Consider the following 14,288-nt stretch of genomic DNA (forward strand, 5'->3'; position numbering starts at 1 on the left):
TCAGCCGCCGCAGTTCCAGCCGGTGTCGCAGGCGGGCGTGACGTTCCAGCCGGTGTCCGCGTTGCCGGTGCCCGTGGTCACCATGAGGGCGGACAGGCTGAGGAACAGTGCGGCAGCGGACAGGACGATCCTGCGAATGGCAGACATGGCGACGCCTCCGAGACTGTTTGATTTCGTTTCTGCGGGACTCCCGCTCGAGAACGAGTCAACAGCGGCTCGCAATCAGTTGATTTTCGACCAATTCAATGAATTCTGTCGTCGGTCGATAGCGAGTCGATAGGCGAATGGCAGGCCGATAGCGGCCGCCCATTCGTCACGCCGCGCGCCGCAGCCCGGTGGCCGCGTGCCCCGCGGCCCTGGCCGAGATCAGGCCCTCTCCGCGCAGCCACCGGACGGTGTCGGCGAAGGTCTCCCCCACCGGCCTGCCCACACCGCCGGCGGCGCGTTCGTCCACTCTGGCCGCGCAGGCGCACGTGTAGATCGCGCCGTACTCGGCGGGGATGTGCCACGGCCACACCCGCTGCGCCAGGCCGGTGAGCACGCCGAGCGGCAGCATGGCGCGGGCGGGCACGTACACCGTCGGCAGCGCCCTGCCGGTCGTCTCACGCAGCGCCGCCACGTACTGCCTGGTGGTCAGGTAGTGGCCGGGGCCGAAGTGGCGGTTCCCGGCCGGCCCTTCCCCGCCGACCAGCGCCGCGTGCAGCGCGGCGGTGTCCCGGACGTCGCCGACTGGCAGGCCGCCGGTCGGCCACACCGGCATGAGTCCCCGCAACGTGTTGCGCAGGCGGGTGACCTGGTCACCCCGCTTGGGGTCGTGCGGGCCGAGCAGCGCCGGCGGGTAGGTGATCGTCACCGGCGCGCCCGACTCCTGGTGGGCGCGGGCGACGCGTTCCGCGGCGGCCTTGGCCGCCAGGTAGGCCTCGCGGGGACGGCCGACCGGCGAGTCCTGCGCGAGCACCCCACCCCGTGCGGGCAGCAGCGCGCCGAAGCTGGACACGTACACGACCCGCCCAGTCCCCGCCCTGCGCGCGGCGTCCAGGACCTGCTCGGTGCCCGCGACGTTGGTCCGGCCCATCTCACGGTGCGCCCTGCTGTCGAACGAGTAGACCGACGCCGCGTGCAGGACCGCGTCGGCGCCGCGCACCAACCGGTCCACACTGAACCGGTCGAGTACGTCGCCGGTGACGATGTCGACGGCGCCGCCGTCCACGGCGCCGGTGTCCACTCCCAACGGTCCGAGTGCACTCTCCACCGTGGACTCGTCGCGGACGAGCAACCGGACCCGGTGGCCAGCGCGCAGCAACGCGGCCACCGTGTGCGCGCCGACGAACCCGCTGCCGCCGGTGACACTGACCAACATGGAACCTCCAGGTACAGGCATGGGAAGGGGCCGTTGCCCGTGGCACGGACAACGGCCCCCTGTGGTCACCGGCGGGTCAGGCCGCCTTGGCCGAGCTCTCGGACGCGGCGACGTAACGCGGGGAGTTCTGGTAGGACGCCAGCTTCCACTCCCCGTCCCTGCGCACCGCGAGCCACGAGGCGCGGATGGCGTTGGCCTCGGTCACCTCGGTCTCACCGGGGAACAAGACGCCGCCGAGGCTCAGCAGGAGGATCACGTCCGGGCCGAGCGCCCGGATGCTGATCGGCTTGCCGGTCACCTGGGTGCCCTCCCAGCGGCCCGCCCACTCCTTGGTCATCTGCTCGCGGATCTCGTCGCGGCCGGTGGAGAGCGACCCGGGCAGGATCATCGTGCCGTCCTCGACGAACACGTCCGCGAACGTGTCCGCGTCGTGGTAGGCCCACGCGGCGAGCACCTTCTGGGTCAGCGCGGCGATGGCGGCCTGGTCAGCTTGGGGGGTCATGCTCGGTTTCCTCCTGAGGTCGCTGACGGTCAGATGTAGAGCGTGTTGGGCTCGAGGCCGCACAGCACCCGGCCGTACAGCTCGAAGTTCGTGTTCGGGTGCATCAGCGCGTGCTGGTTGACCGCCTGGATGTCACGGTTGATCCGCTGGATCGGGATCCCGTTGTAGATCGACGTGCCGCCGCTCGCGTTGGCGAGGACCCCGATCGCCTCCTTGGCCAGCCGGATCACGCTGCCGACGTCCGCACGCGTCACGGCCCGCTCCTCGAGCTTCCACTCGGTGCCCTCGGCGCACTTGCGGTCCACCAGGTTCGAGGCGCGCCACGCGTGGAACTCGGCCTCGTCGGTCTTCAGCGCCGCCTCGGCCACCTGGAAGTGGGTGATGGGCGCCTCGCGCTGGCTGTCGTAGTTCGTGTAGGTGATCTTGCGGTCGGGCAGCCGGTCGAGGAACGCGTCCATGGCGCCCTTCGCCATGCCGACGATCGTGCCCGTCGACGACGCGGCGGCGACCGGCATGAGCGGCGCGCGGTAGATCGCGGAGTTCGCGTTGCGCTTGGACGCGGTCTGCCCGGACAGCACCACCGGCAGCGGCAGCACGCGCTCCGCCGGGATGAACAGGTCCTTGGCCACCGTGCTGACGCTGCCGGTGCCGCGCAGGCCGAAGGTGTCCCAGTCGTCCACGACGAGCAGGTCCGACAGCGGCACCAGCGCCATGACCGGGTACGGCTCGCCGTCCGGCGGCACCAGGATCGCGATGATCTCCTGCCACTGCGCGTGGTGGGCACCGGAGATGAAGCCCCACTTCCCGTTCACCACGATGCCGCCCTCGACCGGCGCGGCCATCGCGGACGGGCTGAGCGTCCCGCAGATCCGGGTGTCCGGGGTGGCGAAGACCTCCTCCTGGACCTCGTCCGGGAACTGGCATGCCATCCAGGTCGGGATCCAGTACACCGACGCGACCCAGGAGGTGGAGCCACAGCCCCGGCCGATCGCGGTGGCGACCTCGGTGAGCGTGCGGGTGTCCACCTCGTACCCGCCGAAGTGCTTCGGGCGCCGCAGCTTGAACACGCCTGCGTCGGCAAGTGCCTCGATCGACTCGTCGTGCAGCCTGCGGTTCTTCTCGGCCCATGACGCGTGCTTGCGCAGGAGCGGTATCAGGTCCGTCGCCTTGCGCACGATTTCCTCGCGCGTAGGGATCGTGGTGGCCAAGGTGTCCTCCAAGCAAAGAACAGAAGCCGCTCGAATACCGCGCGGGCGTCCATATATGTGTTTGGCTTCGAGATTGCCTTCGCGGGTGCCTCGCGCGCATCTCCTGACGTGCCGGTCGGCAGGCCACGGGGCCGGTGTCCTCACGACACAGCGGCCGACCTCAGCCCTCCAGCGGCCGCTCCTGCTTGCGACACAACACATCCCGGCGCTCTGACCTGGGCGTCAAGCCCCGCGCCTTCTTCCATATTGCTGCACCGGCCGATCCGGTCCGCTGGGCATTGCCAAGCCCCTCAGCGTTCAATTACGGTGTTGTATAACAGCGAAATGCAACACCGGAGGCACCGTTGACCGGATCATTGACCGCCGCGATTCTCCGCCACGGAGAAACCCGCCCCAGCGCTCCCGCGCTGGAATACGGCGACGAGACAGTGACTTATGGCGAGCTGTGCCGGCGCGCCGGCCGGATCGCCGCGGACCTCGCCGGTGACAGTGCCTCCGACACTCCGCTCGGGCTCCTGGCGGCGAAGACCCCCGACGGGATCGCTCTCGTACTCGGGAGCCTGCTCGCCGGCCGGCCGTTCCTGCTGCCCTCGCTCACGCTGGCCGAGGCGACCCGCGCCGAGCTGTTCCGCACGGCGGGCGTCGACCGGATCGTGAACACGGACGACTTCCCCGCCGACGAGACGACCGGCCCGGGGGGGGGCCGCGGGGGCCCCCCCCCCCCCCCCCCCCCCCCCCCCCCGCCCCCCCCCCCCCCCCCCCCCCCCCCCCCCCCCCCCCCCCCCCCCCCCCGGGGGGGCGGGGGGGGGGGGGGGGTGGCGGGGGGGGGGGGGGGGGGTCCGCGCCCCCCCCGCCCCCGCCCCCCCCCCCCCGCGGCCCCGGGGGCCCCCCCCCCGCCCCCCCCCGCGACCGGACGCGACGACCTTCCACCTGACCACCTCCGGCTCGACCGGCGTGCCGAAGATCGTGCCGCTGACCGAGGGAGCCGTGGACCGCTTCACCGACTGGGCGGGCACACGGTTCTCCCTCGGCCCGGACAGCACGGTGCTCAACTACAGCCCACTCAACTTCGACCTCTGCCTGCTGGACATCTGGGCGACGCTCAAGCACGGCGGCCGGGTCGTCCTCGTCGACCCCGACCGGGCGACCAACGCCCGCTACCTCGCCGGGCTGCTCCACGAGCACCGCGTCACCGTGATGCAGGCCGTGCCGATGCCCTTCCAGCTGCTGGCGGCGGGCGAGGGCGAGTTCGGGGAGTTCCCGCATCTGCGGCACGTGATCGTCACCGGCGACGCGCCGCAGCCGAGCACGCTCGCCGCGCTGCCCGAGCTCTTCCCTCAAGCGGACCTCTACAACCTGTACGGCTGCACCGAGACCAACGACAGCATGTTGCACCGGCTCGACCGGCACGCGCTGCCGACGGGGCGGATCCCGCTCGGCAGGCCACTCCCCGACGTGTCGATCGTCATCGTCGACGAGGCAGGCGCCGTCGTGACCGGGAGCGGCACCGGCGAGCTCTGGGTCAGCACGCCATTCCAGACCACCGGCTACCTGGACGAATCGCTCAACGCCAACCGGTTCGTACGCCATCCGGCCGGCGCCGACGACCGGGTGTACTACCGCACCGGCGACCTCGTCGACGTCGCGCAGGACAGCCGGATCACCCTCGTCGGGCGCACCGACTTCCAGGTCAAGGTGCGCGGCGTGCGCACCAACCTCACCGAGATCGAGCGACTGGTGGCCGAACACGAGGACATCGTGGAGACCGTCACCATCGCCACCCCCGACCCGGTCGCGGGCAACCTGCTGCACGCGATCTCCCGCCGTCGCACCGGTTCCACCCTCACCGGGCTGGGCCTGCGCCAGTACCTGGCGGGGCGGCTACCCCGCACCGCCATCCCGTCGACCGTCCGGATCACCGACACCCCCCTCCCCAGGACCTCCACCGGAAAACCAGACCGCGAGCTGCTGAGCCGGCTCCTCCGAAAGGAAATGGCATGACCAACATCGACATCATCACCGCTTTCGTCGCCGACGAGTTCCTCCCCGGCACCGACCCCGCCGAGCTGCCCGCCGACTACGACCTGATCGCGACCGGCGTGGTCGACAGCCTCGGCCTGCTGAAGGTCATCGCGTGGCTCGAGGACCGCTTCGACCTGGCGATCGACGACCTGGAGCTGGAGCCGGAGAGCTTCCGCACCGTCGCCGCGATCGACGACTTCGTGGCTCGTGCCACCCAGACCGTGGGAGTTGGCTGACATGCGTGACATCGTGACGACCGCGGTTCGCGGCAAGGCCCTGACCACCGCCACCTGGCACCGGTTCTGGGAGGCGCTCCGCGAAGGGCAGGTGGACCGCGCGGAAGCGGCGGCCCTGTTCGCGGCGCTGTCCGCCCGGGGGCTCGACGCGGTGACCGCCGACGGGCTCATCACCTCCCTGGCCGAACGCCGCGCCAAGGCCGCCCTGCGGCTGCCGTCGGCGGTGAACATCGTCGGCACCGGCGGCGGCCCGGCGACCGTGAACGTCTCGACCGCCGCCGCCCTGGTGGCGGCCTCGATGGGGGTACGGATCCTGAAGACCGGGTCCCGCGCCGGGTCCGGCACCGTCGGGTCCATCGACGTCCTGGAACGGCTGGGCATCCCGCTCGCCCGTTCCGCCGACGAGGCAGGCGAGCAGCTCGACCGGTTCGGCATCACGTTCGCCGGTCAGTTCGTCTACCCGGCCGAGCTGACCCGGCTCGCCAGGACCGTGTCACCACTGGGGCTGCGTGCCGTCGGCGGCATCGTCAACGCGCTGGGCCCGTTCCTGGCGAACGTGTCCACCGGCGCCCAGCTCACCGGCATCTCCGACGCCTCCGCACTGCACGTGTTCCAGCACCTGGCGGCGAAGCGCACCGAGACCCGGATCTGGTTGTGCCACAACGATCTCGGCGCCGACGAGCTGCTCAGCATCGCACCGTCCCAGGTGCACGACAACGGCGCGGGCTCGTTCGTCGTCGACCCGACCGCCATCGGCGTCGGCGGCGGCACCCTCGCCGACCTGGCCAGGCCCTCCGACGACGCGGCCGCCGACTTCCTGGCACTGATCGCGGGGCAGGCACCCGAGGCGGCCGTCGCGACCGTGTGCCTCAACGCGGCGGCGCTCGCGGTGCTCGCCGGGACCGTGTCCGGGTTCGCCGACGGCGTGCGCGCCGCCCGGGCCGTCATCGACGACGGCACCGTGCTCGACCTCGCCCGCCGCCTTGCCGCCGAGAAGCTGGTCACCACGGGAGGACGTCATGGCTGACGGGTTCTTCACCGGACGCAAGCCCGGTCTCGCGATGTTCCTCAACGCTGGCGACCCGCCGCTGCCCGTGCTGCGCGACGCGGTGTTCGCCATGGACGCGCAGGGCGTGAACTGCCTGGAGCTGGCCGTCCCGTTCCCCAACTCCTTCACCGACGGCCCGGTGGTCCGGCGCTCCGCCACCCGCGCGCTGGCCGAGGGCGTCGGCCTCGACGAGACGCTCGAGTTCGTCGACTCGGTCGCGGGCCGGCTGCGCCACATGAAGATCGTCCTGCTCGCCGACTGGAGCCACACGGTGAAGCCGCGGCCGATGAGCTGGTTCCTGGACCGCGTCGCGGCGCGCTCCGTGGACGGCCTCCTGCTGCACGGCCTGCCCCCGCTGTTGCGGGAGGAGTACCACGACCTCGCCGCCGAACGCGCTGTGCCGGTAGTCACCACGTGCTACCCGAACTCAGCAAGGGAAGTGATTGCCGACGCCGCCGCCCGCGCCGCAGCCTACGTCTACCTGGTCGCCCGGTACGGCCGCAGCGGCACTCGGACCGACCAGGACTTCACCGGGTTGCGTGACACCGTGGCGGCACTGCACGCCACGGCGAACACGCCGGTCGCGGTCGGGTTCGGCGTCCGCGACCGCGACGACGTCGCCGCCATCGGCGAACTCGGCGCGGACGCCGCCGTGATCGGCAGCGCCGCGGTCGCGCGGGTCGAGCACGCGCTCGCGGAGCGGCTCGACCCGGTGGCCGAACTGACCCGGTTCGTCGAAGGCCTTTCCCAGCCCAGACCCTGAACAGGAGCAACCATGCTGGTCCGACACCTCAACGAGGTTCCCTCCGTCGACTGGGGCAACGGCGTGAGCCGCCGGTTCCTGCTCGCGTCCGACGGTATGAACTACACGGTGACAGACACGATCGTGCTGGCCGGCACGAAGTCCCGGCTCGAATACCGCAACCACCTCGAGTCCTGTTACTGCATCGAGGGCAGCGGCGAGGTCGTCGACCTGGCGGGCAACTCGTACCCGTTATCCCCCGGCACGTTGTACGCACTGAACGACAACGACCCGCACTTCCTGATCGCCTCCCCCGACGAGGACCTCCGGCTGGTGTGCGTGTTCAGCCCGGCGTTACGCGGCGACGAGGTTCACTCGCTCGACGCGGCGGAGTTCTCCGCGTATTGACCTTCCAGGGGGCCGAAAGACCGCACGATAGCGGAAGTGCCGTGCGGGGCACCGTGCCAGCATGAAACCCCGAACTCGCGGAGTGGACATGCTGACCTGGAGCACCGAACAAAGACGATTACGCACTGCCATGGCCGCGTGGTCGGCGGATCTGTCCGCCGACCACGTGGCCATCGATGCCGAGAGCAGGTTTCCGCACGAGAAGTGGAAGCTGCTCCAGCAGATGGACATCTTCCGGCTCCCGTTCGACGAGGAATGGGGCGGGCTCGGCCAGGACGTGCTCACCACCATGTACGTGCTGGAGGGACTCGGGCACGGGTGCCGCGACGGCGGGCTGAGCTTCTCCGTGTCCACCCACATCGTCAGCACGGGCATCCCCATCCAGCGGTTCGGGAGCAGGGACCTGAAGTCGCGGATCCTGCCCGCCATCTGCGACGGTGACCGGATCGGCGCGCACGCGATCACCGAGCCCGACTTCGGCTCGGACGCGCTCGCCATGCGCACCTCCGCCCGCCGCGACGGCGACCACTTCGTGCTCAACGGCAGCAAGACCTTCGTAAGCAACGGTCCGGTCGCCGACCTCTTCGTGGTGTACGCGCGCACCCACCCGGACGGCGGCCCGCTGGGCACCACCGCGTTCGTGGTCGAACGGGACACACCCGGTTTCACGGTCGGCAACCCGATAGCGAAGATGGGGCTGCGCACCTCCCCGCTCGCCGAGCTGTTCTTCGACGACTGCCGGGTGCCCGCCGCGAACGTCATCGGCCGCGCCGGGGGCGGCTTCCTGGTGCTGGACCACGTCATGAAGTGGGAGATCCTCTGCTCGTTCGTGATCAACCTGGGTGAGATGGAGCACCGGCTCGAACAGGTCGTCGGGTATGCGAAGGAGCGTTCCGCGTTCGGCTCGCCGATCGGGTCGTTCCAGGCGGTCTCGCACCGCATCGCCGACATGAAGATCGGCGTGGAAACCACCCGCAAATGGCTCTACGACACGGCGGCGAAGTTCGCCGACGGCAAGAACATCACCACCGACCTCGCCATCACCAAGCTGGTCGCCAGCGAACAGAACGTCGCCTCCGCGATGGCCGCCGTGCAGATCTTCGGCGGCAACGGCTACATGGCCGAGTACGGCGTGGAGAAGGACCTGCGCGGCGCGGTGGCGGGCACCATCTACTCGGGCACGTCGGAGATCCAGCGCAACCGGATCGCCGCCACGCTGGGGCTCGGCGGAAGCAGAGCGTCATGATGGTGACCGACGAGCAGCTGCGCGTGACCCCGTTCCTCGACCACGACTCGGCACAGGTCAGGGGCTTCGTCGACCGGTGGGCACCCGAGGACGGTGCTGACGCGATGACCCGTGCGGTGGCCCTGTACCGCGCCGTCCGCGACCGCATCACCTACGAGGTGTTCGGCGCCGACCTGTCCCGCGAGGGCCTGCGGGCGAGCGAGGTGGTCACCCGCCGCTCGGGCATCTGCCTGCACAAGTCGGTGCTCTACGCCGCGACGTTGCGTGCGATCGGCGTGCCGAGCCGGTTGCTACTCACCGACGTGCGCAACCACCTGTCGTCACCGCGGTTGCGTGAGCTGGTCGGGGGCGACGTCTTCACCTTCCACTGCCTCACCGTCGTCCACAACGGACAGGATTGGGTGCGGGCGACACCGGTGTTCAACCGGACCCTGTGCCGCCTGTACGGCATCACACCGTTGGAGTTCGACGGTACGAGCGACAGCGTGCACCACCCGTACGACCTGAAGGGCCGCAGGCACATGGAGTTCCTGCGCACGCACGGCGAGTTCGACGACCTGCCCTACGACCTCGTGCTGTCCGGGCTCCGAGCCGCCCATCCCGCACTGTTCGCGAGCGACACGAGGTTCGCCGATGGCTCACTCGTCGCCGATGCCGCACGAACCACCGCCACAGAAGGAGACGTAGCATGACCGGCCAGATCAAGTACCAGCTCGACGAGCGGGACCTGCCGACCACCTGGTACAACATCGCCGCCGACCTGCCCGGCCTCGAGCCGCTCCTGCACCCGGGCACCGGCGCGGCGATCACCGTCGACGACCTGGTGCCGATCATGCCGGAGACGCTGGCACGGCAGGAGCTCAGCCGGGAACGCGAGGTCGAGATCCCCGAGCCGGTGCGCAGGCTCTACGCGCAGTGGCGGCCGTCGCCGCTGTACCGCGCCCGCAGGCTCGAGCAGGTGCTGGACACCCCCGCGAAGATCTACTACAAGTACGAGGGCGTCAGCCCGGCGGGCAGCCACAAGCCGAACACCGCGATCCCCCAGGCGTTCTACAACAAGGAAGCCGGCATCACCCGGCTGGTGACCGAGACCGGGGCTGGGCAGTGGGGTTCCGCGCTGTCCTTCGCCGGTGCGCTGTTCGGGCTGGACGTCAGCGTCTACATGGTCAAGGTCAGCTACCACCAGAAGCCGTACCGGCGGCTGCTCATGGAGACCTACGGCGCCCGCTGCGTGCCCTCCCCCAGCACGGAGACCGAGGCGGGGCGGGCGATCCTGGCCGACGACCCGGACTGCACCGGCAGCCTCGGCATCGCCACGTCGGAGGCCGTCGAGCTGGCGGCGGGCGACCCGTACACCAACTACGCGGGCGGCAGCGTGCTCAACCACGTGCTGCTGCACCAGTCGGTGATCGGCAAGGAGGCGCTCAAGCAGCTGGAGCTCGCGGGTGACCAGGCCGACGTCGTGATCGGCTGCGCGGGCGGTGGCAGCAACCTCGGCGGTCTCACGTTCCCGTTCCTCGGCGAGAAGCTGGCCGGGCGGACCGACGTCCGCGTCGTGGCGGCGGAGCCCGCCGCGTGCCCGACCCTGACCCAGGGCAAGTTCGCCTACGACTTCGGCGACACGGCGGGGCTGACACCGCTGCTGCGCATGCACACGCTGGGCCACGAGTTCGTGCCGCCTGCCTTCCACGCCGGCGGTCTGCGGTACCACGGCATGGCGCCGCTGGTGAGCGGCGCGGTCGAACAGGGTCTGATCGAGCCGGTCGCGGTGGCGCAGACGGACTGCTTCGCGTCGGGCCTGACCTTCGCGAAGTCGGAGGGCCTCGTGCCCGCGCCCGAGTCGACGCACGCGATCCACGCGGCGATCACCGAAGCGTTGCGGTGCAAGGAGGAAGGCAGCAAGGAGACCATCGTCTTCGGACTGTCCGGGCACGGGTTCTTCGACCTCGCGGCGTACCAGGCGTACCTGGCGGGCGAGCTGCGGGACGACGCGTACGACGACGAGGCGGTCGCCACCGCGCTGTCCAACCTGCCAACGGTGCCCAATGGCTGACGTCCTGCTGCCGGACGCGCCGTGGCTGAAGGTCTGCGGCGCGACCGGCGGCGCGGACGTGACCGCCCTGGCGTCCGGCGGCGCTGACCTGGTCGGCCTCTGGCACGGCGTCATGGGCGGGCACGCCGACCTCGACCGCGCACGGCTGGTCCGGCTCGCCTCGGCGTGCGCGGCGGCACGACGCGTACCTGTCCTGGTCACCTTCAGCGGTGACATGACCGTGATCGCGGGCGCGATGGGCGATGCCGGGATCGGCTTCGTGCAACTCCACGGCTACCAGCCGCCGACGGCGGTGCGTGCGCTCAAGTCCGCCGCCGGGGCGGCGACCGTGATCAAGGTGCTGCACGTGGCCGGCACGGTGTCGCACGAGCAGCGGCTGCTGCGTTCCTACCGGCGCGCGGGCGTGGACCTGTTCCTGCTGGACGCGGTCGGCGAGGACGGCGGCATCGGCAGCACCGGCCGGGAGCTCGACCCCGCCGTGGTGCTCGCGATCGCGGACGAGGTGGACGCGCCGTTCCTGCTCGCGGGCGGTGTCTCCCCCCACAACGCCGAGCGGTTCGCGGCGGTCCGGGCCCACCCCCACTTCGCGGGCGTCGACGTGGACACCGCGGCCCGTGACGCCGACGGCCGGTTCACGGCGGCACGCGTGGCGGCGATCCGCCGGGCGTGGCGCAGGCCGGAGCCACGAGGAGCCACCGCATGACCCGGTTCGCGAAGACGCTCACCGAGGCCGGGGTGCCGGTCATCGGCGAGATCAAGCTGCGGTCGTCGGACGGGGTGCCGCTGCTCGGCGACCGCTCGGTCGAGGAGGTGCTGGACACCTACCGGGACAACGGCATCGAGTGCGTCTCGGTGGTGACCGGACGCTGGTTCGGCGGCACCGCCGACCTGCTGCGGCGGGTCACCGAAAGCACCGGGCTTCCGGTGCTGCAGAAGGACTTCCTCACCCGGCGGGCCCAGCTGGCGGCCGCCCGCGACCAGGGCGCGGCCGCCGTGTTGCTGACGGCGAGCGTGCTGTCCGCCGACGTGTTGAACCGGCTGGCCGAGACGGCGCTCGCCATCGGTCTCACCCCCTTCGTCGAGATCGTGGACGAACAGGAGCTCGCCGCGCTGCGGCACCCCGAGGAGTGCGTCATCGCGGTGAACAACAAGGACATCAAGAACCGCGAGCGCGACCAGGGCGACCTGGGGCGCAGCTCCGGGCTGCTGGCGGCGCTGCGCGCGGCCGGGGTCCGCTGCGCGGTCAGCGCCAGCGGCATCACCAGCCCGGCCGCGGGCGCCGAGTTGATCAAGGCAGGCTACAACGGTCTGCTCGTCGGCACCGGGCTGCTCACCGCCGCCAGCCCGGGCGCGTGGCTGACCGAGTTCCGGCGGTGCCTGCGATGACCGGCAACCCGGCGCCGTCGCTGCGCGCCGCACTGGACACGGTGCCCGGCTCCGACCGGGCCGAGCACGCGGGATGCGTCCCCGAGGAGATCGCCACCCACTACGCCACCCACTACGCCGGGGTGCCCGCGGGCTCCGCCGACCGCGCGGAGAAGGTGGTGACCTACCGGCCGGACGGCGCCGAGATGCCGGTGCTCCTCGGGGCGTACGGCTGTGAGCGGCGGGTGCGGTCCTGGCTGCCCGGCCTGCCCGCGCGCACCAGCGCCGCCGCGGCCGCCGACCTGGTCGCCGCGGCGCGGCAGGTCCACCGGGTCAGCGACGCGCCCTGCCAGGAGCACGTCTCGACCGAGGTGGACGTGCTCACGCTGCCCGCGCTGCTGGCCACGCCGAGGGACGCCGGGCGGTACCTGACGATGGGCGTGGTGTACGCACGCGACCCCCGCACCGGGGTGATCGCGCTGTCCACACACCGGATGCTGCTCGTCGGGCCGGACCGGCTGGCCGTCTGGATGCTGTCCAGCCGCCGCCTGCGTGCGATGCGCGAGCGCGCGGTGCGTGCGGGCAAGCGGCTGCCGGTTTCGGTCAACATCGGTGTGCCGCCGGCCGTGATGGTCGCGTCCGCGTTGAGCGCGGACCTGCTCACGTCAGCGACGAACAAGCTGGGGATGGCCGGTGCGCTGGGCGGCACGTCCGTCGGGCTGGCGGACGCGGTCAGCCAGGACACCGACGTGCTGGCGGAGTCGGAGATCGTCCTGGAGGGCTACCTCGACCACCAGGTGACGGCGGAGGCGGTGCACGGCCCGCCGAAGATGTCGATGCCGGAGTTCCTCGGCTACGACGGCGCTGCGCAGGACGAGCTCCCAGTGCTCACGCTGACCGCGCGGACCACGCGGCGGGACCCGCACTACCAGGCCGTGATCGGCCCCGGCCGGGAACAGTCGGTGATCCTCGGCCTCGCGGGCGCGCTGTCCGTCGCGATGGGCGACGCCCCCGGCCTCGGCATGGTGCACGACGTGCACCTCCCGCCCGCGGGCGGCGGCATGCTGACGCTGTTCCTGGCCGTGCGGAAGCAGTCCGTGCACGACGACGACCTGCTCGTGCCACTCGCGCGCGCGATCTTCGACCGGCACTCGTTCGTCAAGCTGATCGTGTGCGTCGACGACGACGTCGACGTGCGGTGCGCGGAGGACGTCTGGTGGGCGGTCACCACCCGGGGCAACCTCAGCGCCGCCGTCACGTTCACCGGTTACCGGCCGCTCGCCATGGACCCGTCGCAGACCACCGACTGGGCACGTGCCCGCGGTCTGCCCGCGGACGAGGGACCGAGGACGCTGATCGACGCCACGGTGCCGTTCGCGCTTCGCGACACCACGCGCCGGAGCTTTCCGATGCGACCAGGAGGATCGCCATGTCACTGAGCTTCCCGTCGGCCACCACGCTCCTGCTGTTCGCTGGGACGGCCTTCCTGCTGGTGATCATCCCCGGGCCCAACATGTTCTTCATCCTGAGCAAGGGAATCGTCAGCGGCAGGCGAGCGGCCTTCGCCTCCGCGTTCGGCGTCGAACTGGGCACGCTGGTGCACATCGTCGGCACGGTCGTCGGCATCTCGGCGCTGCTGGCCTCGTCGCCGGTCGCGTTCAACATCCTGAAGTACGCGGGGGCCGCGTACCTGCTCTACCTCGCCTACCGGGCGGCACGCGCGCCAGAGAGCCACCTGAGCGAGACGGTTCCGGAACAGTCGATGCTGCGCACACTCGGGAGCGCGGCGCTGGTCAACGTCCTCAACCCCAAGGTGGCGTTGTTCTTCCTCGCGCTGTTCCCACAGTTCATCGCGCCCGACGCGGTCTCGGTGCCCAGCCAGGCGTTGATCCTCGGCCTCGTGTTCTTCGTCATCGCGCTGCTGCTCGACCTGCTGTACGCGACCGGTTCGGTGGCGGTCGGGCGCTGGCTGGACCACAACCCGAGGTTCCACCTCTGGCAGCGCGTCGGCTCCGCGGCCACCCTCGTCGGTCTCGCGCTCTTCGCCGCGCTGGCCTGACCGGCACACGTCGCTCGCGGCGCGGAAACACCGCATCCA

Annotated in this window: 16 protein-coding genes and 1 pseudogene; 13 read left to right on the top strand and 4 right to left on the bottom strand. The window is 71.2% G+C overall.

What is annotated here, in order from left to right:
* The 4 genes from ACIBVP_RS27225 to ACIBVP_RS27240 form a co-directional block, all read right to left on the bottom strand.
* Entirely contained in the window at nt 1-147 is a 147-nt protein-coding gene (locus ACIBVP_RS27225; protein ID WP_396109182.1) for a hypothetical protein, read from the bottom strand.
* Between the two features lie 166 nt (nt 148-313).
* Nucleotides 314-1,360: an NAD-dependent epimerase/dehydratase family protein gene (locus tag ACIBVP_RS27230; protein WP_396109183.1), complete on the bottom strand. Its 1,047-nt coding sequence runs from the start codon at nt 1,358-1,360 to the stop codon at nt 314-316.
* A gap of 76 nt (nt 1,361-1,436) precedes the next feature.
* On the bottom strand, nt 1,437-1,862 hold the full coding sequence (locus tag ACIBVP_RS27235; RefSeq protein ID WP_396109184.1) for an SgcJ/EcaC family oxidoreductase: 426 nt from the start codon (nt 1,860-1,862) through the stop codon (nt 1,437-1,439).
* 29 nt (nt 1,863-1,891) lie between these two features.
* Nucleotides 1,892-3,082, bottom strand: a complete 1,191-nt coding sequence (locus tag ACIBVP_RS27240) for an acyl-CoA dehydrogenase family protein (RefSeq protein WP_396109185.1) — start codon at nt 3,080-3,082, stop codon at nt 1,892-1,894.
* Nucleotides 3,083-3,964: 882 nt separating this feature from the next.
* On the opposite strand from ACIBVP_RS27240, the pseudogene ACIBVP_RS27245 reads away from it, so the two are divergent.
* The 13 genes and pseudogenes from ACIBVP_RS27245 to ACIBVP_RS27305 form a co-directional block, all read left to right on the top strand.
* Nucleotides 3,965-4,612 (top strand): annotated as a pseudogene (locus ACIBVP_RS27245) (AMP-binding protein); the annotation flags it as partial.
* 162 nt (nt 4,613-4,774) lie between these two features.
* Entirely contained in the window at nt 4,775-5,071 is a 297-nt protein-coding gene (locus ACIBVP_RS27250; protein WP_396109312.1) for a hypothetical protein, read from the top strand.
* A complete protein-coding gene (locus ACIBVP_RS27255; RefSeq protein ID WP_396109186.1) occupies nt 5,068-5,328 on the top strand; it encodes an acyl carrier protein in 261 nt (86 codons plus the stop codon). The genes ACIBVP_RS27250 and ACIBVP_RS27255 overlap by 4 nt, the downstream gene beginning before the upstream one ends.
* 1 nt (nt 5,329) lies before the next feature.
* A complete protein-coding gene (locus ACIBVP_RS27260; RefSeq protein ID WP_396109187.1) occupies nt 5,330-6,355 on the top strand; it encodes an anthranilate phosphoribosyltransferase in 1,026 nt (341 codons plus the stop codon).
* Nucleotides 6,348-7,139, top strand: a complete 792-nt coding sequence (gene trpA / locus ACIBVP_RS27265; RefSeq protein WP_396109188.1) for a tryptophan synthase subunit alpha — start codon at nt 6,348-6,350, stop codon at nt 7,137-7,139. Before ACIBVP_RS27260 ends, trpA begins: the two co-directional genes overlap by 8 nt.
* Nucleotides 7,140-7,151: 12 nt before the next feature.
* On the top strand, nt 7,152-7,526 hold the full coding sequence (locus ACIBVP_RS27270) for an ectoine synthase (protein ID WP_396109189.1): 375 nt from the start codon (nt 7,152-7,154) through the stop codon (nt 7,524-7,526).
* A 61-nt stretch (nt 7,527-7,587) separates the two neighbouring features.
* Nucleotides 7,588-8,772 carry an acyl-CoA dehydrogenase family protein gene (locus tag ACIBVP_RS27275; protein ID WP_396109190.1) on the top strand — a complete coding sequence of 395 codons (1,185 nt, stop codon included), beginning with the start codon at nt 7,588-7,590 and terminating at the stop codon, nt 8,770-8,772.
* Complete coding sequence (locus ACIBVP_RS27280) at nt 8,769-9,464, top strand: transglutaminase family protein (RefSeq protein WP_396109191.1); 696 nt, start codon at nt 8,769-8,771, stop codon at nt 9,462-9,464. Before ACIBVP_RS27275 ends, ACIBVP_RS27280 begins: the two co-directional genes overlap by 4 nt.
* Nucleotides 9,461-10,825, top strand: a complete 1,365-nt coding sequence (locus ACIBVP_RS27285) for a TrpB-like pyridoxal phosphate-dependent enzyme (RefSeq protein ID WP_396109192.1) — start codon at nt 9,461-9,463, stop codon at nt 10,823-10,825. Before ACIBVP_RS27280 ends, ACIBVP_RS27285 begins: the two co-directional genes overlap by 4 nt.
* Nucleotides 10,818-11,528, top strand: a complete 711-nt coding sequence (locus tag ACIBVP_RS27290; protein WP_396109193.1) for a hypothetical protein — start codon at nt 10,818-10,820, stop codon at nt 11,526-11,528. The genes ACIBVP_RS27285 and ACIBVP_RS27290 overlap by 8 nt, the downstream gene beginning before the upstream one ends.
* On the top strand, nt 11,525-12,211 hold the full coding sequence (locus tag ACIBVP_RS27295; protein WP_396109194.1) for a hypothetical protein: 687 nt from the start codon (nt 11,525-11,527) through the stop codon (nt 12,209-12,211). The genes ACIBVP_RS27290 and ACIBVP_RS27295 overlap by 4 nt, the downstream gene beginning before the upstream one ends.
* Nucleotides 12,208-13,629, top strand: a complete 1,422-nt coding sequence (locus ACIBVP_RS27300; RefSeq protein WP_396109195.1) for a UbiD family decarboxylase domain-containing protein — start codon at nt 12,208-12,210, stop codon at nt 13,627-13,629. Before ACIBVP_RS27295 ends, ACIBVP_RS27300 begins: the two co-directional genes overlap by 4 nt.
* Entirely contained in the window at nt 13,620-14,249 is a 630-nt protein-coding gene (locus ACIBVP_RS27305; protein ID WP_396109196.1) for a LysE family translocator, read from the top strand. Before ACIBVP_RS27300 ends, ACIBVP_RS27305 begins: the two co-directional genes overlap by 10 nt.
* Nucleotides 14,250-14,288 lie beyond the last annotated feature (39 nt).

The sequence above is a fragment of the Actinophytocola sp. NPDC049390 genome, assembly GCF_044466355.1.
In the GTDB taxonomy this organism is placed as follows: Bacteria; Actinomycetota; Actinomycetes; order Mycobacteriales; family Pseudonocardiaceae; genus Actinophytocola.